The 21163-nt window shown below is 61.8% G+C and carries 14 protein-coding genes; 6 read left to right on the top strand and 8 right to left on the bottom strand.

Features of this window, described 5'->3' with window-relative positions; translation table 11 throughout:
- Window positions 1–19: 19 nt before the first annotated feature.
- The gene (uvrA, locus tag ACVWYU_RS11155; protein ID WP_457372707.1) at window positions 20–2854 is read right to left on the bottom strand and encodes an excinuclease ABC subunit UvrA; all 2835 of its coding nucleotides are present in this window, start codon (window positions 2852–2854) and stop codon (window positions 20–22) included.
- Window positions 2855–3045: 191 nt separating this feature from the next.
- Here uvrA and ACVWYU_RS11150 point away from each other — a divergent pair, with 191 nt between their 5' ends.
- Window positions 3046–4443 carry an MFS transporter gene (locus ACVWYU_RS11150; RefSeq protein ID WP_248915658.1) on the top strand — a complete coding sequence of 466 codons (1398 nt, stop codon included), beginning with the start codon at window positions 3046–3048 and terminating at the stop codon, window positions 4441–4443.
- Between the two features lie 9 nt (window positions 4444–4452).
- Window positions 4453–4968: a single-stranded DNA-binding protein gene (locus ACVWYU_RS11145; protein WP_007970128.1), complete on the top strand. Its 516-nt coding sequence runs from the start codon at window positions 4453–4455 to the stop codon at window positions 4966–4968.
- Between the two features lie 109 nt (window positions 4969–5077).
- On the opposite strand, the gene ACVWYU_RS11140 is transcribed toward ACVWYU_RS11145, so the two are convergent.
- Window positions 5078–5635: a cysteine hydrolase family protein gene (locus ACVWYU_RS11140; RefSeq protein WP_457372706.1), complete on the bottom strand. Its 558-nt coding sequence runs from the start codon at window positions 5633–5635 to the stop codon at window positions 5078–5080.
- A gap of 102 nt (window positions 5636–5737) precedes the next feature.
- On the opposite strand from ACVWYU_RS11140, the gene ACVWYU_RS11135 reads away from it, so the two are divergent.
- From ACVWYU_RS11135 to ACVWYU_RS11125, 3 genes are all read left to right on the top strand, one after another.
- Window positions 5738–6742, top strand: coding sequence for a GlxA family transcriptional regulator (locus ACVWYU_RS11135; protein ID WP_247254553.1), 1005 nt, complete (start codon window positions 5738–5740; stop codon window positions 6740–6742).
- A gap of 197 nt (window positions 6743–6939) precedes the next feature.
- Window positions 6940–8049 carry a DUF3182 family protein gene (locus ACVWYU_RS11130; protein ID WP_457372705.1) on the top strand — a complete coding sequence of 370 codons (1110 nt, stop codon included), beginning with the start codon at window positions 6940–6942 and terminating at the stop codon, window positions 8047–8049.
- Complete coding sequence (locus tag ACVWYU_RS11125) at window positions 8039–8797, top strand: alpha/beta hydrolase family protein (protein WP_090325593.1); 759 nt, start codon at window positions 8039–8041, stop codon at window positions 8795–8797. Before ACVWYU_RS11130 ends, ACVWYU_RS11125 begins: the two co-directional genes overlap by 11 nt.
- A gap of 48 nt (window positions 8798–8845) precedes the next feature.
- Here the strand turns inward: ACVWYU_RS11125 and ACVWYU_RS11120 are convergent, their stop codons facing one another.
- The 5 genes from ACVWYU_RS11120 to ACVWYU_RS11100 all read right to left on the bottom strand — a co-directional run bounded on the left by ACVWYU_RS11120 (window position 8846) and on the right by ACVWYU_RS11100 (window position 14372).
- Window positions 8846–9832 carry a lysylphosphatidylglycerol synthase domain-containing protein gene (locus ACVWYU_RS11120; protein WP_457372704.1) on the bottom strand — a complete coding sequence of 329 codons (987 nt, stop codon included), beginning with the start codon at window positions 9830–9832 and terminating at the stop codon, window positions 8846–8848.
- Entirely contained in the window at window positions 9829–11112 is a 1284-nt protein-coding gene (gene clsB / locus ACVWYU_RS11115) for a cardiolipin synthase ClsB (protein ID WP_457372703.1), read from the bottom strand. The genes ACVWYU_RS11120 and clsB overlap by 4 nt, the downstream gene beginning before the upstream one ends.
- Window positions 11109–11906, bottom strand: a complete 798-nt coding sequence (locus tag ACVWYU_RS11110) for an endonuclease/exonuclease/phosphatase family protein (protein ID WP_457372702.1) — start codon at window positions 11904–11906, stop codon at window positions 11109–11111. Before ACVWYU_RS11110 ends, clsB begins: the two co-directional genes overlap by 4 nt.
- Entirely contained in the window at window positions 11903–12826 is a 924-nt protein-coding gene (locus ACVWYU_RS11105; RefSeq protein ID WP_457372701.1) for a DUF72 domain-containing protein, read from the bottom strand. The genes ACVWYU_RS11110 and ACVWYU_RS11105 overlap by 4 nt, the downstream gene beginning before the upstream one ends.
- Window positions 12827–13169: 343 nt before the next feature.
- The gene (locus tag ACVWYU_RS11100) at window positions 13170–14372 is read right to left on the bottom strand and encodes an MFS transporter (protein WP_090325582.1); all 1203 of its coding nucleotides are present in this window, start codon (window positions 14370–14372) and stop codon (window positions 13170–13172) included.
- Window positions 14373–14592: 220 nt separating this feature from the next.
- On the opposite strand from ACVWYU_RS11100, the gene ACVWYU_RS11095 reads away from it, so the two are divergent.
- Window positions 14593–16728, top strand: a complete 2136-nt coding sequence (locus ACVWYU_RS11095; protein WP_457372700.1) for a mechanosensitive ion channel family protein — start codon at window positions 14593–14595, stop codon at window positions 16726–16728.
- Between the two features lie 88 nt (window positions 16729–16816).
- Here the strand turns inward: ACVWYU_RS11095 and ACVWYU_RS11090 are convergent, their stop codons facing one another.
- Window positions 16817–21130, bottom strand: coding sequence for an Lhr family helicase (locus ACVWYU_RS11090; RefSeq protein ID WP_457372699.1), 4314 nt, complete (start codon window positions 21128–21130; stop codon window positions 16817–16819).
- Window positions 21131–21163: the final 33 nt, after the last annotated feature.

Genomic DNA, 21163 nt, shown 5'->3' with positions numbered 1-21163 from the left:
CTTTTTCTTGACCCGTGTCTCAGGCCCGATCGCGTTCCAGCAGCGGTTTCAGGTAGAAGCCGGTATGAGACTGTTTCATCTCTGCAACTTCCTCCGGTGTGCCAACGGCAATGATTTGGCCGCCTTTGGAGCCGCCTTCCGGCCCCAGGTCCACCAACCAGTCAGCGGTCTTGATCACATCCAGGTTGTGCTCGATCACCACAACCGTGTTGCCGTGGTCGCGCAGTCTGTGCAACACGTCGAGCAATTGCTGGATATCTGCAAAGTGCAGGCCGGTGGTCGGCTCGTCGAGGATGTACAGGGTCTTGCCTGTGTCGCGCTTGGACAGCTCGCGGGACAGTTTCACCCGTTGTGCTTCGCCACCGGACAGCGTGGTCGCTGATTGCCCCAGCTTGATGTACGACAGGCCCACATCCATCAGCGTCTGCAGCTTGCGCGCCAGTGCCGGTACCGCGTCGAAGAACTCCCGCGCTTCCTCGATGGTCATCTCGAGGGTTTCGTGGATGCTCTTGCCCTTGTACTTGATCTCCAGGGTTTCGCGGTTGTAGCGCTTGCTCTTGCACACATCACAAGGAACGTAGATGTCTGGCAGGAAGTGCATTTCCACCTTGATCAGACCATCGCCTTGGCAGGCCTCGCAGCGTCCGCCCTTCACGTTGAAGGAGAAGCGCCCCGGCCCGTAACCACGGGAGCGCGACTCCGGCACGCCGGCGAACAACTCGCGAATGGGCGTGAACAACCCGGTGTAGGTCGCCGGGTTGGAGCGCGGAGTACGACCAATCGGGCTCTGGTCGATATCGACGACTTTATCCAGATGCTCCAGACCCTTGATGCTGTCATGAGCGGCCGCTTCAAGTGTGGTTGCGCCGTTGAGTGCCGTGGCGCTCAGAGGAAACAGCGTGTTGTTGATCAGGGTCGATTTGCCTGAGCCGGATACACCGGTCACACAGGTCAGCAGGCCGATCGGCATCTCGAGGTCGACGTTGCGCAAGTTGTTGCCGCGAGCGCCCTTGAGCGATATCGACAGCTTCTTGTTGCGCGGCGTGCGTTTGGCCGGCACTTCGATCTTCACCCGACCCGACAGGTACTTGCCCGTCAGCGAGTCTGGGTGAGCCATGACCTCGGCCGGCGTGCCTTCGGCGACGATATGCCCGCCATGAACCCCGGCGCCCGGGCCGATATCCACCACGTAGTCCGCCAGGCGAATCGCGTCTTCGTCGTGCTCGACCACAATCACCGTGTTGCCGATGTCCCGCAGATGCTTGAGCGTGCCGAGTAACCGGTCGTTGTCGCGCTGATGCAAGCCAATCGACGGCTCGTCGAGGATGTAGAGAACGCCGACCAGGCCGGCACCGATCTGACTGGCCAGGCGAATACGCTGGGCCTCACCACCGGACAAGGTGTCGGCGCTGCGATCCAGCGACAGGTAATCAAGGCCGACGTTAACCAGGAACTGCAGCCGCTCGCGGATTTCCTTGAGGATCTTGTCAGCGATTTCCCCACGACGTCCGGTCAGCTTGAGCTCGCCGAAGTAGTCACAAGCATCGCCGATAGGCAGGTTGGTCACTGCCGGCAGGGTTTTCTCGCCGACCCATACATGCCGCGCCTCACGCCGCAGACGGGTGCCGCGGCAATCCGGGCAGGCCTGGGTGCTGAGGAACTTGGCCAGCTCTTCTCGCACCGAAGCCGATTCGGTTTCGCGGTAGCGGCGTTCCAGGTTCGGCACGATGCCTTCGAACGGGTGCGAACGTTTGACAATGTCGCCACGGTCGTTCAGGTACTTGAAGTCGACGTTTTGCGAGCCACTGCCGTGCAGGATGAATTTCTGCTGATCGCCGGGCAGTTCGTTGAACGGCACCTCGAGGCTGAATTTGTAGTGCGAGGCCAGCGAGCCGAGCATCTGGAAGTAATAGACGTTGCGCCGGTCCCAGCCGCGAATCGCGCCTTCGGCCAGGGTCAGCTCGCCATTGACCAGTCGCTTGATGTCGAAAAACTGCTTCACACCCAGGCCATCACACGTCGGGCAGGCGCCGGCCGGGTTGTTGAAAGAGAACAGCTTGGGTTCGAGTTCGCTGATGGCGTGGCCGCAAATCGGGCAGGCGAAGCGCGCGGAGAAGATCATCTCTTCACCCGGCTCGTCGTCCATCGGTGCCACCAGGGCGATGCCGTCCGCCAGCTTTAGCGCCGTCTCGAAGGATTCGGCCAGACGTTGCTGCAGGTCAGCGCGGACCTTGAAGCGGTCGACCACCACATCAATGGAGTGCTTCTTTTGTTTGTCGAGCTTGGGCGCTTCATCCAGCTCATACAGCTTGCCGTTGATCCGGGCGCGCACGAAGCCCTGGGCACGCAGCTCTTCGAACACCGACAGGTGCTCGCCTTTACGCTCGCGAATGACCGGGGCCAACAGCATGAGCTTGCTGCCCTCCGGTTGCGCCAGAACCAGGTCGACCATCTGGCTGACGGTCTGAGCCTCCAGCGGAATATCGTGATCGGGGCAGCGAGGAATGCCTACCCGCGCATAAAGCAGACGCAAGTAGTCGTAGATTTCGGTGATGGTGCCGACCGTCGAGCGCGGGTTGTGCGAGGTCGACTTCTGTTCGATTGAAATGGCCGGCGACAGGCCTTCGATGGTGTCGACATCGGGCTTTTCCATCATCGACAGGAACTGGCGGGCGTAGGCCGACAATGATTCGACGTAGCGGCGCTGGCCTTCGGCGTACAGGGTGTCGAAAGCCAGGGACGACTTGCCGGAGCCGGACAGGCCGGTGATGACGATCAGCTTGTCCCTTGGCAGGGTCAGGTCGATATTCTTCAGGTTGTGGGTTCGAGCCCCACGAATCAGGATCTTGTCCAAAGTGGCCTCGCTTGGCGGGCGTCGAAAACGTAGGAGTATACGGCCAAATACTGGATGGATGCACACTATCAAGTGACGGGAGGATTGGCTTACATGAAGAGTCTGTCAGATGAGCGCGTCAAAGCGTCGCGATATACCCCGTCAATCGATGGGACTGGTAGAATCGCCGCCGGTTCACATGAGGTTTTTCCATGCACGATCCCCACAGCGAACGCATGAGTGGCAGCGAGACCCGCGCGGCGAGTGGTCTGGCCCTGGTGTTTGCCTTCCGTATGCTTGGCATGTTCATGGTGTTGCCGGTATTGGCGACCTATGGGATGGACCTGGCGGGAGCGACCCCGGCCCTTATCGGGCTGGCGATTGGCGCTTACGGCCTGACCCAGGCGATTTTCCAGATTCCTTTCGGTTTCATTTCAGACCGCATCGGCCGCCGCCCGGTGATTTACCTCGGTTTGATTATCTTTGCCCTCGGCAGCGTCCTGGCGGCCAGCGCCGATTCCATCTGGGGCGTGATTGCCGGACGTATCCTGCAAGGTGCCGGGGCGATTTCCGCTGCGGTCATGGCGTTGTTGTCAGACCTGACCCGGGAACAGCATCGGACCAAGGCCATGGCCATGATCGGCATGACGATTGGCCTGTCGTTTGCCGTCGCCATGGTGGTCGGGCCATTGCTGACGCGTGCTTTCGGCCTGAGCGGATTGTTCCTCGCCACAGGTGGCATGGCGCTGTTCGGCATTGTGATCGTGATGTTCATGGTGCCGCGTTCCACCGGGCCGTTGCAGCACCGTGAGTCCGGCGTCGCGCGTCAGGCACTGATTCCGACGCTCAAGCACCCGGACCTGCTGCGCCTGGACCTGGGCATCTTTGTGTTGCACGCGATGTTGATGTCGAGTTTCGTTGCATTGCCCCTGGCCCTGGTCGAAAAAGCCGGGCTGCCTAAAGAGCAGCACTGGTGGGTGTACCTGACCGCGCTGCTGATTTCCTTCTTCGCCATGATCCCGTTCATTATCTACGGCGAGAAGAAACGCAAAATGAAACGAGTTTTGCTCGGCGCCGTCGTGACGCTGATGTTCACTGAGCTATTCTTCTGGCAGTTCGGCGACAGCTTGCGGGCTCTGGTGATCGGGACGGTGGTGTTCTTCACTGCGTTCAATCTGCTGGAAGCTTCATTGCCGTCGCTGATCAGCAAGGTTTCACCGGCCGGCGGCAAAGGCACGGCCATGGGGGTGTATTCCACCAGCCAGTTCCTGGGTTCCGCACTGGGCGGCATCCTCGGTGGCTGGTTGTTCCAGCATGGCGGTTTGTCGGTTGTGTTCCTTGGATGCGCGGGTCTGGCTGCCCTCTGGCTGGCCTTTGCTGTTACCATGCGCGAACCTCCCTACGTCACGAGCCTGCGCTTGCCGTTGTCGCCCGAGGCGATCCGCGAAGCGGGTTTGGTTGAGCGCCTGAAGGCGGTCGTAGGGGTAACAGATGCAGTGATCGTCGCTGATGAAGCGGCCATTTACATCAAATTGGACACCGAACTATTGGATCGCACCACCCTTGAGCGCCTGGTGAACAACCCGGCCGAGGCAGCGTGCGTAGCCTAGGAGAACGTAATGGCCCGTGGGGTTAACAAAGTCATATTGGTCGGCACTTGCGGCCAGGATCCTGAAGTTCGCTACCTGCCTAACGGTAACGCCGTGACCAACCTGAGTCTGGCGACCAGCGAGCAGTGGACTGACAAGCAAACCGGTCAGAAAGTCGAAAAGACCGAATGGCACCGTGTGTCGATGTTCGGCAAAGTTGCAGAGATCGCTGGCGAGTACCTGCGTAAAGGTTCGCAGGTGTACATCGAAGGCAAGCTGCAGACCCGCGAGTGGGAAAAAGACGGCATCAAGCGTTACACCACCGAAATCGTCGTCGACATGCAAGGCACCATGCAGCTGTTGGGTGGCCGTCCACAGGGCGACCAGCAAGGCCAGGGCGGCGGTAACAACTACCAGCAATCCGCTCCGCGCCAGCAGGCTCCACGTCCTGCACCGCAACAGCAGCCACAGCGTCCGGCACCGCAACAAGCCGCGCCGCAACCGGCTCCGGATTTCGACAGCTTTGATGACGATATTCCGTTCTGATAACCCGCTTCACCCGCTCTAAACACAAAGGCCCGGCGCTAACAGCGTCGGGCCTTTTTTGTGGGCGCTGGATTGATCAATCCGGTACCGGGTACGGCAAGCTCAGGCACTAACCCTGGCTGGCAGACAGAAACTCGTCGGTGGAGATCACCTTCGCATACGCAAAACCCAAGGCCGACATGAAGGCCGCGTGCACCTGGGCTGCCGGAACAGTCAGGCCGTTAAACTCCAGGTCACGGGAGGCACAGGCGTCGTGGATCACCGTGACGCTATAGCCGAGGTCGTTGGCGGCACGGGTGATGCCGTCGATGCACATGTGGCTCATGCTGCCGACGACCACCAGTTCCTTGATGCCTTGTTCGTCGAGGATCGACTGCAGTTCGGTTTCGCGGAATGAGTTGACGAAGTGCTTGAGCACCACTGGTTCGTCGGCATGGTTGAGGACCTTGGGGTGCAGCTTCGCGCCTTCGGAGCCCGGGGTGAAAAAGGGCGCGGTGTCGGAGGTGAACTCGTGGCGAATATGCACCACCGAATCGCCAGCATCACGGAAGGCTTTGAGCAGGCGTACAGCGTTGTCCGCCGCGGCATCGGCGCCGACCAGTGGCCACTTGCCTTGGGGGAAGTAGTCGTTTTGGATATCGACTAGGATGAGGGCTTGCTTGGCCATGACTGTTTCCTTGAAGTGCGGGTTGGATGTGGAATCAAGTATTGGCCCACGCACGCCCTCCAGGGATTGGCCGCACCGACAATAGAAGGGGGAAAACTGACAATGGATGCACAAAGGGCAATCGCCGAACTGGGCGTGTTGATCTATCCCGGCGCGCAAATGGCGGCGGTGCATGGGTTGACGGACCTGTTCGGGGTGGCCAACCGGATCGCCGCCGAACATCAGGCGGCGCAGTTGCCTCTGCTGCGGGTCAGTCATTGGCAAGTGGACGGCGAGCAGGCGCCAGCGCGGGTGTACGACAGCCATCCCGGGGTGGACGGCGCCTTGGCGGCGGTATTGATTCCGCCGTCGATTGCCGGGTTCCGCGAAGGCCAGGCATCGCAGGCGTTGATTCGCTGGATGCGCCAGCAACATGCCAATGGCGCGACCCTCGGCGGTGTCTGCGTGGGCTCGATTCTGCTGGCCGAAAGCGGACTGCTCGACGGCCGTAGCGCCACCACCCATTGGACCTCGGCCAAGGCATTCGCCGAACGTTACCCTGCAATCAAGCTCAAGGCCGATACCCCCATCGTCGATGACGGCGACCTGATCACGACCGCCGGGCTGATGGCCTGGTCGGAGCTGGGGCTGCGCCTGGTGAATCGCTTGTTGGGGCCGAGTATCGCCACTGGCACCGCCCGTTTTCTGGTGGTGGAGCACAGTGACAGCGCCAGCGAGTGCGGCAGCAACTTCGCGCCGATTCTCAACCATGGCGATGCGTCGATCCTCAAGGTTCAACACTGGCTGCAAAGCACCGGTGCCACCGATGTGTCGCTGACGTCCATGGCCGAGCGGGCAGGGTTGGAGGAACGCACGTTCCTGCGTCGGTTCCGTGCCGCCACCGGGCTCAAGCCCACCGAGTACTGCCAACACCTGCGGGTTGGCAAAGCGCGTGAAATGCTCGAATTCACTAATGGCACCATCGATCACATAGCCTGGACCGTGGGGTATCAGGACCCGGGCGCCTTTCGCTCGACGTTCAAGAAAATCACCGGGCTGGCGCCGAGTGATTACCGGACGCGATTTGGCGTGACGCCGAATACAGCCAATCGTGGCCAATCCTTGTAGTGCGCTCCCAAAGGTGTCACGCATCGATCATGCAAAATGCCAGAACAAGACATGCAGTCGTGCAGAATAAAACAGGCCCGATGCCACCACCTTTCGCGTAACCGGCTGATTTGAATTGCGTTTCTTTTCAGTCGCGATTGGCCTGATCTCTGCACCCCCAAAGCTACATTCATCTGGCGCCGATTGAAGGGGGACGCATGACCCCAACAAACCGCAAGAAACTGGTGGTCGCCCACTCGGTGCGTTCCGACGCGCCGTTGCACGAAGTCGAAACCAATCGCTCGCTGGCCCGCTGGCTGGCGCACATTCTCGGGCTCAAGTACGGCGGCAGTTACGACCCGACGCAGCATCTCGGTCGTGAACTTTACCTGCTGCCGACGCAAACCCTGGTCGGTGCTGCCGCCGCCCGGCAACTGGGCGTCAAGGGGCCTGAAGATTTGTGGGGCGGTTACGTCGAGCATGACTTCATCTGCACCAAAGCCATCAGTCACGGTTTGCGTAACCACCTTGCCCATGCCCCGCAAGGCTGGTCACCGTTGTTTTCCGAACGGGTGCGCCATGTGGTGCTTGATGGTCTCAGCGTGTTTTCCTTCGACGATGCGCGGCCGGCGGCGGAGCACCTGCTATACACCGGCCCGATCCGCCTCAAGCCGATTCACGCGTGCGCCGGGCGGGGTCAGGAAGTCATCAGGAGCCTCGACCAGTTCGATGAAATCCTTGCCCGACCCGAGGCCAAAACCCTGTTCACCGAAGGCGTGGTGCTGGAGCAGGACCTGGACCAGGTCACTACCCACAGCGTTGGTCAGAGTTTCATCGGCGACAAAGTGCTGAGTTATTGCGGTGATCAATATTTGACCAAAGACGCCCACGGCGAAGAGGTCTATGGTGGTTCCAACCTGTTGGTGGTGCAGGGTGGATACGATGATTTACTGAAGCTGGACCTGCCCGATGACGTGCGGCTGGCCATCCAGCAGGCACAAGTGTTCGACAGCGCCGCGGATGAAGCCTACCCCGGTTTCTATGCGTCGCGGCGCAATTACGACATTGCCCAGGGCATGGCCAGCGACGGCAAGCCACGCAGCGGCGTGCTCGAACAATCCTGGCGCATGGGCGGTGCCAGCAGTGCCGAAATGGCGGCCTTGCAGAGCTTCGTCAACGATCCGGATATGCGCGCGATTCGTGTGTCTTCGGTGGAAACCTACATCGAGCAGCCTTTGCCGGCGCACGCCATCGAGATGTACCGCGGACCGGCGCAAGACAGTGATTTTCTCCTCAAGTACGTAACGGTCAAAACCTATGACGGCTAGAAGCGAAAGCATTCAAATCGACATCGATGACGAACAGATGAGCGGGACTTTTCTCAGCCCCAAATCAAAGGTCCCCGGCGTGTTGTTCGTGCACGGTTGGGGCGGCAGTCAGGAGCGCGACCTGGAACGGGCCAAAGGCATCGCCGGCCTGGGGTGTGTGTGCCTGACCTTCGACCTGCGCGGGCATACCGGCGGCACCGGTATTCCGTTGTCCCGGGTGACCCGTGAAGACAACTTGCGCGACCTGCTGGCGGCCTACGATCGCTTGCTCGCTCACCCGGCGCTGGATACCTCGGCGATTGCCGTGGTCGGCACCAGCTATGGTGGTTACCTGGCCGCGATCCTGACCTCGTTGCGCCCCGTACGCTGGTTGGCGCTACGGGTGCCGGCGCTGTACCGCGACGAACAGTGGCACACACCCAAGCGCGATCTGGACAAGCTCGATCTGCGCGATTATCGCAGCACCCTGGTGCGCGCCGATGGCAACCGGGCGCTGCATGCCTGTTCGCAATTTACCGGGGATGTGCTGCTGGTGCAGTCCGAGACCGATGACTACGTGCCCCATGCAACCATCATGAGTTATCGCGCGGCCTGTCAGCAGACCCACTCGCTGACGCACCGCATCATCGACGGTGCCGACCATGCCCTGAGTGATCCCGTTTCACAGCAGGCCTATACCTCGATCCTCGTGGACTGGATCACGGAAATGGTGGTGGGTGAGCGGCTCAGCATCATTCAGTCCCGGTGATAGTGGCTGTCTCGAAGAACGCCATCGCGTCCTTTCAGACAGCAGCAGTCACACGGGCTTTTTCGAGATCCGCAACGCCTTGGCCTTGGCTTCCACCACCAGATACATCACCAGAGTGATCAACAACGGCAGCAGAAAGTAGATCGCCCGATAAGCCAGTAGCCCCGCCACCAGGCTGCCCCGCGACACCTCATGTTGCAGCAGCGCCACGATCACTGCCTCCAGCACACCGAGCCCGGCCGGGATGTGGGTGATCACCCCGGCGATGGCGCTGATCAGCAGCACGCCAAGCACCAGCGGGTAATCCAGTTTGCCCGGCAGCAGGGTGAAAATCACCGCCGCCATCAACGACCAGTTCAAGGCCCCGAGGGCCAGTTGCACGATGGCCATGCGCAGCGACGGCAGGTTGATTTCCACGCCGCGAATGGCCCATTCCCGGCGGGTTGAGTACCGGCACGCGGCCAGATAGCCCGCACTCACCAGCAGCAGTAACACACCGACCCCTTGCAGCGCGCCGCTGCTGAGTGTCCAGCCGGGCGGCATGCGCACCAGACCGCTGCTGAACACTGCGCCGGCCATCACCATGTAGCCAAACCAATTGGTGGCCAGGCTCAGACCGAGGATTTTCGCGATGTTGGCTTTGCTCACACCGAGTCGTGAGTACAGCCGATAACGCATGGCGATACCGCCGACCCAGGCGCTCAGGTTGAGGTTGAAGGCGTAACTGATGATCCCGACGGGCAGGATCTGTTTCCACGTGAGGTCCTGGCGGATGTAGGTGCGACCGACCAGGTCGAAGCAGGCGTACACCACAAAACTCGTGAGGGTCAGCCCGGACGCGATGATCAGCGTGCGCACCTTGAAGTCGGCCAGGGTATCGAACACCTCGTTCCATTCGATGCGCTGGGCGAACATCGTCAACAGCACGATCAGCGCCAGAAAAAACAGCAGCGTCAATGGTCGCTTCCAGCGGCTCCAGCGCGACTTGACCCGCTGTTCGGCGTTGCGCATCGCACGGGCTTCGGTGCGGCTCATGATGGCTCGCTCCGGGTCGACGCGGTGAAGGCCTTGAGGTGGGGTTTATGCGCCGGCAACCAACCGGCCCAGGCCGGGAAGTGCCGCAGGAAGTGGAAGACCAGAAAACCCACGGTCATGTGCCAGACGCGGCCGCGCGGTGCGTTGTCGACCGACATGACCTTGCAATGGTTGTCACTGAGATCTTCAAGGCGTTCGAACAGATGCCGGTTGAACCCTCGGTCGCGGATCAACACATTGGCCTCCAGGTTCATCGACAGGCTCAGGGGGTCGAGGTTGCTGGAACCGACCGTGCTCCAGTCCTCATCCACCAGCGCGACCTTGCCATGCAGCGGGCGGTCGCAATATTCGTAGATCGCCACACCGGACTTGAGCAGGTAGTCGTAGGTCATGCGCGCCGCGAGCTTGGCCACCAGCATGTCCGGCTGACCTTGCAGAATCAGCCGCACCTCGACACCACGACGGGCTGCGTTACGAATTTCGCGCAGCAGTCGATAGCCGGGAAAGAAGTAAGCATTGGCAATCACCACGCGCCGTTGCGCTGTACGCAGTACCTGTCGGTAAACCTCTTCGATGTCGGTCCGATGCTCGCCGTTGTCGCGATACACCAGGCGCACCTGTCCATCGTGATCGCTGAACGCCAACTCCGAGCGGCGTTGTCGACGCCGTTGCCACCAGTACCTGGCGTGCACCGGGCGGCCGCATTGCAGCAGGGCAAAGTGATGGATGTCGGCCACCGCCGGGCCTTGTACTTCAACCGAGTAATCCTGCTTGGCCTCCGGGCCGAAGTCGGCCAGATGGTCGGCGGAAAAGTTGATCCCGCCGAGGAACGCGAAGGTTCCGTCGACGACCACGATCTTGCGGTGCAGGCGCCGAAACCAGTTGGTGCGGATGCCCAGGTGTTTGGGCGCCGGGTCGAACATTTGCAAATGCACACCGGCGTCACTGAGGGCGGCGAGGTAACCGCTGCTCAGTTCTCCGCAACCAAATCCGTCGAAGCTGGCGGTGACACGCACGCCGCGCCGGGCCGCGTCGATGAGTACGGCCTGCAGTTCTGCGCCGACCTTGTCTTCGAAGACGATGAAGGTTTCCAGGAGAATTTCGCTTTTGGCCTGACGCATGGCCTCGAACACTCGGGGGAAATAGGCTTCGCCGTTTTCCAGCAACTCGACCCGGTTGTTGCCGTGCCAACGGTATTCGACATCGACGGCTGCCGGCTCGCTGACCGGGGGCGCGGGAACCGGGGCGACGGTGGTTTTATCCATCGGCGAAGCGCTCATACCTCGATCTCCACCGATAGCGGGGCGTGGTCGGAAAGGTGTGACCAGGGGCGGTTTGTCAGCACTTGCGGGCGACAGGCCTTCAGATTGCGTACATAGATGCGGTCCAGGCGCAGCACCGGCCATCGCGCAGGAAAACTGCGTGCCGGTTTGCCAAGGTGTTCGGCGAAGACTTCGCGCAAGCCGCAAGACTTGAGCAAGGCATCGGCGCGCTGGCGCCAGTCGTTGAAATCACCGGCGATGATTACTGGTGCGTCACCGGGCAGTTCTTCCAGGCGACGGGCCAACAGCTTGAGCTGTTCGGTGCGGTGGCTTTCACGCAGGCCAAGGTGCACGCAAATGGCATGCACCTCAGGGCCTTCGCCGGGCAAGCGCAATACACAATGCAGGAGGCCGCGATTCTCGTGGCCGCTGATCGACACGTCGAGATTGTCATGGCGCACGATCTGGAATTTCGACAGCAGCGCGTTACCGTGATCGCCCGCCGGGTAGACCGCGTTGCGCCCATAGGCGAACTGCGGCCAGAGGCTGTCGGCGAGGAATTCGTATTGCGGCATCGCCGGCCAATTGTCATAGCGCTTGGGGTGGTGTTCGTGGGTGCCGTGGACTTCCTGCAAAAACACCACATCAGCAGACACACTGCGCACCGCTTCGCGCAATTCCGGCAGGATGAAACGCCGGTTCAACGCGGTGAAGCCTTTGTGGGTATTGACCGTCAGGACAGTGAAGCGGTGCACCAGGGGCTCGATGAGCGCTTGCTCGTCGGTGACGCCAACCGGCTCGGGAATGCTCATGCCAGCACTCCTTCGGCTGCCGGCTCGCCGGGGGCGGTGGCCAGGTCCTTGTCGAGGTCGAAACGTTCGAGCAAGCGCCGCGCATCGAAGGGTGCACGTACCTTGATGTCATTGTCGAAATAACAGAACACCTCGCGGGACTTGCAGGCCTTGGGTTTGAGCCTCGGCGCGATCAGATGCAGGTCATCCGGTTGCCGACCATGCTGCCAGGCCTCGATCCGGTCACCCCAGCGTTTCAGAGCCTGGGTGTAGCCGCTGGCGTAGAGCTCTTCGTCACCGTGCAGGCGCAGGTAGACGAAGTCGCTGGTGATGTCTTCACGGTACGGCCATTTGCCGGCGGTGTCGGCGATGACCAACGCGGTGTTGTAGCGCTTGAGCAAACGCACAAACGCCGGGTCGATGAAGCTGTCATGGCGGATTTCCACGGCGTGGCGAACCGGCTTTTTCTTGTAGGCCTTCAGGCTGGCGTGGCTATTGATGTGCGCGTCGTGCTGGCGGGCGAGGGCAGCGGCTTGTTCGGTGTCGTGGGGCAATTGTTCGAGGAAGGTTTCGAACAGATCGGCATCGAATTTGAAGTTGGGCGGGAATTGCCAGAGGATCGGGCCGAGCTTTTCTTTCAGCTCCAGAACCCCCGAGGCGAAAAAATTCGCCAGGGGTTTATGAATGTCGCGCAGGCGCTTGATGTGAGTGATGAAACGTGGGGCCTTGACGCTGAAAACGAACTGCGCCGGTGTGTCGTTGTACCACTCGGCATAGCGCTCTGGCCGTTGCAGGGCGTAAAACGATCCATTGATTTCGATGCTGTTGACCGCCCGCGAAGCGAATTGCAATTCACGCTTCCGGGCCAGGCCCTTCGGGTAGAAATCCCCCCGCCAAGGCGTGTAGCGCCAACCTGAAATCCCGATATGAATCGCCGCCATGTCGCCTCCGGTCCGAGTGCCCCTGTCTTTTGATGACTGCGGGGCAAGGGCGAAAGTTTCGACGGGACTACAGGTGGCAGGTATTTCACTGATCACCGCAAAACCTGTAGGAACCGGCTTGTCGGCGATGGGTGTCAACGATAACGCGTGTAACCTGGTTAAACGTGGTGCCCTTGGGTCCATCGCGAGCAAGCTCGCTCCTACAGGTATTGCGTGACCTATGCCAGGGCACTGCCCTTGTGGGAGCCGGCTTGCCGGCGATGGGCGTCAACGATAACGCGTGTGATCTGGATAAACGCGGCGCACTGGAGTCCATCGCCAGCAGGCTGGCTCCTACGGGGGATCAGTGACCGACGACGATACGGGTCGAGGATTCAGCGTACACAGGACCCAAGCGGTCAAGGCGACCGCTCCAGGCCGTCAGCGCCAGTGCCACCAGCACCACCAGGCCACCAATCCACGCCGTATGAATCAATCCCATCTGCGCGACAATCAAGCCACCCCCCCAGGCACCGCCAGCGATGCCGAGGTTGAACGCGGCGATGTTCAGGCCGGAAGCCACGTCGACCGCGTTTGGCGTGTGATGTTCGGCCTGGCGCACCACGTAAACCTGCAACCCCGGCACATTACCGAAGGCCACGGCACCCCAGACCAGCACGGTGGCCAGCGCCAGCCATGGATTGCCGGCCGTGAAAGTCAGCACGAACAGCACGGCGGCGAGCAGGCTGAAGATGATTTTCAAGGCGCTGATCGGACCGCGTTTGTCCGCCAGTTTGCCGCCCCAGATGTTGCCCACGGCCACCGAGACACCGTAGACCAGCAGCACCAGGCTGACGGTGCTGGCGCTGAAGCCGGAAATGTCCTGGAGGATCGGTGCCAGGAAGGTGAACGCAATGAACGAACCGCCGTAACCAACCGCCGTCATGGCGTACACCAGCAGCAACCGTGGCTGCTTGAGCACCTGCAATTGCTGCAACAGCGACGCGGGTTTGCTGTGGGCGATGTTTTTCGGCACGTACAGCAGGCTGCCGATGAACGCGATGACACCCAGTGCGGACACGGCGAGAAAGGTTTCACGCCAGCCGAAATGCTGGCCGATGAAGGTGCCCAACGGCACGCCAGTTACCAGCGCCACGGTCAGTCCGGTGAACATGATGGCAATCGCGCTGGCGGCTTTATCCTTGGGCACTAGACTGGTGGCGATGGTCGAGCCGATGGAGAAAAACACCCCATGGGCCAGGCCGGTGACGATCCGCGCAATGATCAGCGATTCATAACTCGGCGCTTTCCAGGCCAGCAGATTGCCGAGGGTGAACAGCACCATCAGCGACAACAGCAACATTTTGCGCGGTACTTTGCCGGTGAGGGCGGTCAGCACGGGGGCGCCGACCGCGACGCCCAGCGCATACAGGCTGACCAAAAGGCCGGCGGACGGCAGGCTGACACCCAGGTCGGCGCCAATGGTGGGTAACAGGCCAACGATGACGAATTCGGTCGTCCCGATGGCAAAAGCGCTGAGGGTCAGCGCGAGCAAGGCAATGGGCATGGCTGCAACTCCGGTGGGTTGATTCGATGGAGCGCAGTGTCGGGTTTTGAGGCAGGCGGAAAAATACAGGGATGAGCATTTGATATTTGCGCAGTGGTCAAATATGCCCAAGTTCCTCACCACAGAAGGGTAAACAACCCCTTCCTCCGTGAACCATCACCGAACTTAACCGGCATTTCCCGATCAGTCCCTTACAGTCTTATCCAAAGGAGCCGAAGCGTTGATCAAGCTCAAGACAGCGATATTACTGGGGGCGTTGTTGCTACTCGGCAGCGAGGAGCTGGAAGCCGCAGCCGCACTACCGGGCTTGCCGGCGGCCGCCACCGCCGCGACATCAGCGGCCCAACCTGAACCTCTGGTGCAAGGCGGGCTGTTGGGCGCCATCAGTTCGAGCATCGATGAAGTCCAGAGCAAGCTCGATCTCAACGAAGACCTGCTGAACGCGTGGCGCCTGCGCGCTGACCGTGCGGCCAATGAGGTGGATCAACTGGTCAATCGTCCATCGGCCCGTTCGGGCTGGGCCGTGTCGGGGGATTTCCTGCTGCTGACGGCGGTGTGGGCCGGGGTTTTCGGTCTGTTCTGGATACTCGGCAGGTGGTTGACCGAACGTCTGTGCCAGCATCGTGTGTTGCTCAGTCGAGAACGTGGTCAGGCGTTACTGGGCTACGTTTTGCCCTACAGCGTCCCCGCAGTGATCAGTTTGCCGCTGACGATTTATGCCAGTCAGGTGTTGCCCGTGTCGGCCGGTCGGGCGCTGGCCTTGTGCTTTGCCTACGCCACCAGTGCCGGTGTCTTCGCCGCCTCCCTGGTGATGTCCCTGGCGGTGCTGTTCAATACCGGTCACAAGCGCCGTGCGGTACACATCATTCGCCAGGAAAGCCCACGGCCGCTGTTCGCGATCGGTTTTCTCGTGGCGCTGAGCGATGCCCTGACCAGTCCGCAGATCGCCCATCAATTGGGTAGCAATCTCACCAGCAGCATCGCCGTCTTTACCGGGCTGGCGGCCTCGATCGCCTTCGGCCTGTTGGTATTGCGCATGCGTCGTCCGGTCGCCCATGTGATCCGGATCCTGCCGCTGGCCCAGCGTCGGGCGCAGCCGGCCTTGCGTGAAACACTGCGGATATTTTCCGGTATCTGGTACTGGCCGATTCTGTTGATGGTGCTGGTCTCGATCATCAACCTGATCGGCATTGGTGATGACAATCAGAAAGTGCTGCGCAGCGCGCTGCTCACCACCGTGTTGCTGATCGCCACGGTGTTTCTGAGCACCACGCTGCATCATCTGTTCAAGTCCCACAGCGAATCCGAGGTGCGCCACATCGGGGCTTACAAAGAGCGGTTTCTGAGCTTGTCCCACGCGTTGTTGCGCATTGCCATGGCCATCGTGTTCATCGATGTTCTCGGACGCATCTGGGGCGTGTCGCTGTTCGATTTTGCCGTGAGCAACTCTTTCGGCCGTGCCATCAGCGACTCACTGAGCCACATCGGCCTGATTTTCCTGGTGACCTGGATGGTCTGGGTCGTACTGGACACGGCGATTCAGGAAGCCCTCAAACCACCGACCAACAAACGCTCGGCGCGTCAGCCGAGTACGCGGGTCAAAACCATCCTGCCGCTGCTGCGCAACGCGATCAAAATCATCCTGGTGGTGATCTGCGCCATCACCACCATGGCGAACCTGGGCATTAACGTCGCGCCGTTCCTGGCGGGCGCCGGGGTCATCGGTCTGGCGATCGGCTTTGGTTCCCAGCAACTGGTGCAAGATGTGATTACCGGTTTGTTCATCATTATCGAAGACACCCTGTCCATCGGCGACTGGGTGGTGCTCGATTCCGGGCATGCCGGCACGGTCGAAGGCCTGACCATTCGTACCTTGCGCCTGCGCGACGGCAAGGGCTTCGTGCACTCGGTGCCGTTCGGTCAAATCAAGGCCGTGACCAACCAATCGCGGCAGTTTGCCTATGCGTTCTTTTCGGTGCAGTTCACCTATGACACCGATGTCGACCAGGCCATCGGCCTGATTCGCGAGGCCGGGTATTCCATCAGTGACGACCCGTTCCTCAAGTACAACCTGCAAGGGCCGCTGGATGTTTTCGGCGTCGACAAGATGGACCTCAACGGCGTGGTGCTGACGGCGCAGTTTCGCACCGTGTCGGGCGGGCAGTACGCAGTGAGCCGGGCGTTCAACCAGCGTTTGAAAAAGCTTGTGGATAACAGCCCGTGGGTGCATTTCGCGCAGACTTATCCACAGCAGGTTTTGATGCCAAGGCAGCGCGGGGTCGAGCCGCTGCAGGATGGGGCGGCTGAACCGGAGCATTCGGCGGTGTTAATGCCCGATTCGCCGCGTCCTCAATAACACCTCAATCTGGAGCTGGCTCGCCAGCGATTGCGGTATGTCAGTCGAATCAATGTTGGATTTGCCGGCGCCATCGCTGGCAAGCCCGCTACAGGTGATTGTGCTGGATCAGCCGATTGCGCACTTCAGTCATGGCCCGTTGATCCAGCTCCAGCCAGAAATACGCTTTGCCGGCAATCTCGGCCGCGGCCGGCAAACCGTCGCGGTACACCAGTCGATTGCTCGCCAGTGCCGGTACTTTGGGGCCGGGCAGCAGGGTGCCGGCGAGGTTCAAGGGGTCGACGCCGCACACTGCGATCAAGCTGCCGTCATGGGGCCGGCGCCGGACTTCGCGCAACAGCGCAATCGCCTCGGGCAGGGCGAATTGCTCGCCCGCCAGGCCACTGACAAAGCGTCCACCGCGAATCTCTCCCCGCGCTTCCAGTCGATGGAAGGTGCGCAGCAATTCGCGCCAGCTCGGCAACCAATCGGCCTCGCGCTCCAGCAAGCGCCAGAACACGACGCCATAACGACGCAGCAGGGTCATGGCGATGTGTTCCAGGGTCTCGGCAGGCGTGGCCGACGGCCGCTTGTTTTCCACATCCGGCGCGACAGCCCCGCGCCGTAACAGTGCCCATCGTCCGGCATCGTCCATACCACCGACAAACGCGCCGCGCCCGCGACGGCTGCTGCGGTTCTGGCGTTTGCTGGCCGGCGTAATCAGTGCCCGCAGTCCGGCGAAGCTGTCGGCGTTCACCAGGCCGGCGCCCACCAACTCTTGCAAGGCGATTTCCAGCTCCGAGCGCAGCAGGTGGGCCTCGTGAATCAATTCATCGAAAAACAGCGCGCCGTGCTGACTGAGTGCGGCATGGACCTTTTGCGTTTTTGGCGACAGCTCGCTGATGGGCGTTTGCTCGGTCAAGTCGCTCCAGAGACCGACCCGATTGCGCGGCAACAACAGAATCGGCGTGCTGCGCAGTGCGGTACCGGTGCTTTTGTTGCGCGCGGTGAGGCGGGTCCAGACCAGTTTGCCGCTGCGGCACAGATCATCCAGCCAGCTCGGTGCATAGTCCTTGAGGCGTGCTGGCAGCAGGTCGCTGTCCCAGGCTGATGCGGCGCCAGGGTAGCCCTCGAACTGCGCGATGATCGTCGGCAACACCGCACTGCCCTGGCCCTGAGTGGCGCTGGACAAGTGCTGCCAGTCGAACAGAAACCGCATGAAATCCTGCAACGCCACCGGCTCGATTTCCCGACGCAGGCGCTTGACCGTGTAGCGATGAATCCTCGCCAGCAAATGACGCTCGCACCATTGTTCCTCGGTCGCGCCCGGCGTGAAGCGGCCGCGCAGCACATAACCTTCGCGTTCCAGCTGCGCCAGTGCCTGGGTGACCTGTGTTGCAAGCAAGCCAAGCGGATCGGCAATCGCCTTCAACGGCAACGGGCCAAAAGCACTGAGTCGGGCGCGGATGACTTCGAGCACCGCATCGTCCGCGTCCCAGGCTTCATCGAACCCCGGCAGCGCCTCCAGTGCCGGCAGCCAATCAACCTGTGGATAAATCGCCCGCAGGCAGGTCAGCCGTTCCCGTGCCAGCCACAGCGACGAGTCGAGGCGGCAGGCGCGGCCGCTGTCGGCCAGGGCGTTGAGCCAGTCGAGCCAGTTCGGATTGGTCTGGGCTTCGGCTTCGGTGATGCACGCCAGGCTCATCAACGCCTCATGCATCTCATCGATACCATTGGGGGCCGGCCAGGCTTCTTCGCGTACGGCGGCAATCGCTTCGGCGTCCAGCGCGCCGAGGTCGTCGGTCGATTCCGGGTCGCTCCAGCGGCGGTTGAGCACCGCTTGCGTGCGGCGTTCTTCCAGCGGCGCATCGTCGAGAAAGGTGTAGGGGCGGGCGCTGAGAATCTCCGCCGCCAATGGCGAGGGCGCCGGCAGGTCGCGACTGATCAGCCGGATCTCGCCGCGCTCCATGCGTCGCAACAGTGCGAGCCAGCCTTCGCTGTCCATGGCTTCGTGCAGGCAATCGTCGAGGGTTTGTTCCACCAGCGGGTGGTCGGGAATGTCCCGCTCGCCGACGAGGTTCTCCACGCAGGCGATCTGATCGGGAAACACGCTGGCGATCAGGTCTTCGCTTTTCATACGCTGGATCTGCGGCGGGACTTTTCGCCCGCCGGTATAGCGTGGCAACGCCAGCGCCACCCCGGCATTCCAGCGCCAGCGCACGCCGAACAGCGGCGCATCGAGAACGGCTTGAATCAGCGTGTGCTCGGCGCTGTTGCTGTGCAGGTAACGCCACACGTCATCCAGCTCAAAACTGTGGCTGGTGGACAGCGACAGCACGATGGCGTCTTCACTGGCGGCGGCCTGCAATTCGAAGTTGAAGGTGCGGCAGAAACGCTTGCGCAGGGCCAGGCCCCAGGCGCGGTTGATGCGGCTGCCGAATGGCGTGTGGATGATCAGTTGCGTGCCGCCGGACTCGTCGAAAAACCGTTCCATCAGCAGCGTGTCTTGCGAGGGCAGGGCGCCGAAGGCCTGGCGCGCGCGGGCCAGGTATTCCACCAGTTGTTCGGCGCTGGCCAGGTTCAGGCCGAGCGTCTGCGTCAGCCAGTCGAGACTCGGCTGCAAGTTGCCCGGCGTGGCACCGAGCAGTTCGTCGAGTTGAGCTTGCAGGCGCGCGACGGCAAACGACAGTTCCGCGCTGCGCCCCGGCGCTTCGCCAAGCCAGAAAGGTATGGTCGGCGGCTGCCCCTGGGCATCCTCGACCCGGACCTTGCCGGTCTCGACCCGCAGGATTCGGTACGACGTATTGCCCAGCTGAAAGACGTCGCCAGCGATGCTTTCCACCGCGAAGTCTTCGTTGACGCTGCCGATGTTCAACCCTTGCGGCTCCAGCAGCACGCTGTAGTCGGCGTTATCCGGAATGGTCCCGCCGCTGGTCACGGCCGTCAGCTTGGCGCCCCGGCGACCGCGCAGGCTGCGGGTCACTGCATCGCGGTGCAGGTAAGCGCTGCGGATGCCCTGGCGACCGTTGTAGCCCTCGGCGAGCATCCGCAGCAGCGCCTGAAAATGTTTGTCGTCGAGCGCGGCGTAGGGCGAGGCCTGGCGGAACTGCGCCAGCAGCGCGTCCTCCGGCCATTCCTGGCAACTGACTTCGGCGATGATCTGCTGGGCCAGCACGTCCAGCGGAGCCTCGGGGATTTGCAGGGTATCGAGTTCGCCCCGGCGTACGCAGTCGAGCAGGGCGGCGCATTCGATCAGGTCGTCGCGGGTGGTGGCGAACAAACGGCCCTTGGGGGTGCCGCCGACCTGGTGCCCGGAGCGACCGACCCGTTGCAGAAAAGCCGAAATCGAGCGCGGCGAGGCGATCTGGCAGACCAGGTCGACGTCGCCAATGTCGATCCCCAATTCCAGCGACGCCGTGGCGATAAGCACCTGTAACTCGCCGCGCTTGAGCCGTTGCTCGGCATCCAGGCGAAACTCCTTGGCCAGGCTGCCGTGGTGGGCGGCCACGGCGTCCTTGCCCAGGCGTTCGCTCAAGTGGCGGCTCAGGCGTTCGGCCAGGCGCCGGGTGTTGACGAAAATCAGCGTGGTCCGGTGTTCGCGGGCGAGGGCGGCGAGGCGGTCGTACACCAGTTCCCAGACATCGTTGGCCATCACTGCTGACAACGGCACCGGCGGTACTTCGATATCCAGGTCCCGTGGGCGGGCGTGGCCGATGTCGATGATCTCGCACGGTCGGTCACGGCCCACCAGGAAGCGCGACACCGCTTCGATGGGTTTCTGCGTGGCGGACAGGCCGATGCGCACCAGTGGCTCGGCGCAGAGCGCTTGCAGGCGTTCCAGGCTCAGGGCCAGGTGGCTGCCGCGTTTACTGGCGGCGATGGCGTGGATCTCATCGACGATCACCGTGCGTGTGGTGCCGAGCATTTGCCGGCCCGAATCGGAACCGAGCAGCACGTAGAGCGATTCCGGGGTGGTGACCAGAATGTGCGGTGCCGTCTTGCGCATCGCCGAGCGCTCTTTTTGCGGCGTGTCGCCGGTGCGCACGGCCGTCGTGATCTGCAGTTCGGGCAAGCCCAGCACGCGCAACTGTTCGGTGATCCCGGCCAGCGGGTCTTGCAGGTTGATGCGGATGTCGTTGGACAGCGCCTTGAGCGGCGAGACGTAGACCACCAGGGTTTCGTCCGGCAGGCCTTCGGGCTGGGCCAGGCCACGGTGCACCAGGTCGTCGATCACGGCGAGGAACGCGGTGAGGGTCTTGCCGGAACCGGTGGGCGCGGCGATCAGGGTCGAGCGACGCTGGCGGATCAACGGCCACGCCCGGGCCTGGGCGGCGGTCACCGTCGCGAAGGTCTTGCTGAACCAGGCGCTGACGGCGGGGTGGAAGCCGTTCAGGGCACTGTCTGCGGGGATGGGCAGGTTCATGCAACAATTTATGCGGGTGGGGGGCGTAAGATG

It is taken from the genome of Pseudomonas sp. TE12234 (genome assembly GCF_054061835.1).
The sequence above is the reverse complement of the archived record's forward strand: the minus strand, read 5'-3'. Positions and strand labels throughout refer to the sequence as shown.

What these genes read in the sequence shown, in the direction of transcription:
- ACVWYU_RS11150 (WP_248915658.1), top strand. Translation starts at nt 3,046, where the DNA reads ATGCACGATCCCCACAGCGAACGCATGAGTGGCAGCGAGACCCGCGCG.
- ACVWYU_RS11145 (WP_007970128.1), top strand. Translation starts at nt 4,453, where the DNA reads ATGGCCCGTGGGGTTAACAAAGTCATATTGGTCGGCACTTGCGGCCAG.
- ACVWYU_RS11140 (WP_457372706.1), bottom strand. Translation starts at nt 5,635, where the DNA reads ATGGCCAAGCAAGCCCTCATCCTAGTCGATATCCAAAACGACTACTTC.
- ACVWYU_RS11135 (WP_247254553.1), top strand. Translation starts at nt 5,738, where the DNA reads ATGGATGCACAAAGGGCAATCGCCGAACTGGGCGTGTTGATCTATCCC.
- ACVWYU_RS11130 (WP_457372705.1), top strand. Translation starts at nt 6,940, where the DNA reads ATGACCCCAACAAACCGCAAGAAACTGGTGGTCGCCCACTCGGTGCGT.
- ACVWYU_RS11125 (WP_090325593.1), top strand. Translation starts at nt 8,039, where the DNA reads ATGACGGCTAGAAGCGAAAGCATTCAAATCGACATCGATGACGAACAG.
- ACVWYU_RS11120 (WP_457372704.1), bottom strand. Translation starts at nt 9,832, where the DNA reads ATGAGCCGCACCGAAGCCCGTGCGATGCGCAACGCCGAACAGCGGGTC.
- clsB (WP_457372703.1), bottom strand. Translation starts at nt 11,112, where the DNA reads ATGAGCGCTTCGCCGATGGATAAAACCACCGTCGCCCCGGTTCCCGCG.
- ACVWYU_RS11110 (WP_457372702.1), bottom strand. Translation starts at nt 11,906, where the DNA reads ATGAGCATTCCCGAGCCGGTTGGCGTCACCGACGAGCAAGCGCTCATC.
- ACVWYU_RS11105 (WP_457372701.1), bottom strand. Translation starts at nt 12,826, where the DNA reads ATGGCGGCGATTCATATCGGGATTTCAGGTTGGCGCTACACGCCTTGG.
- ACVWYU_RS11100 (WP_090325582.1), bottom strand. Translation starts at nt 14,372, where the DNA reads ATGCCCATTGCCTTGCTCGCGCTGACCCTCAGCGCTTTTGCCATCGGG.
- ACVWYU_RS11090 (WP_457372699.1), bottom strand. Translation starts at nt 21,130, where the DNA reads ATGAACCTGCCCATCCCCGCAGACAGTGCCCTGAACGGCTTCCACCCC.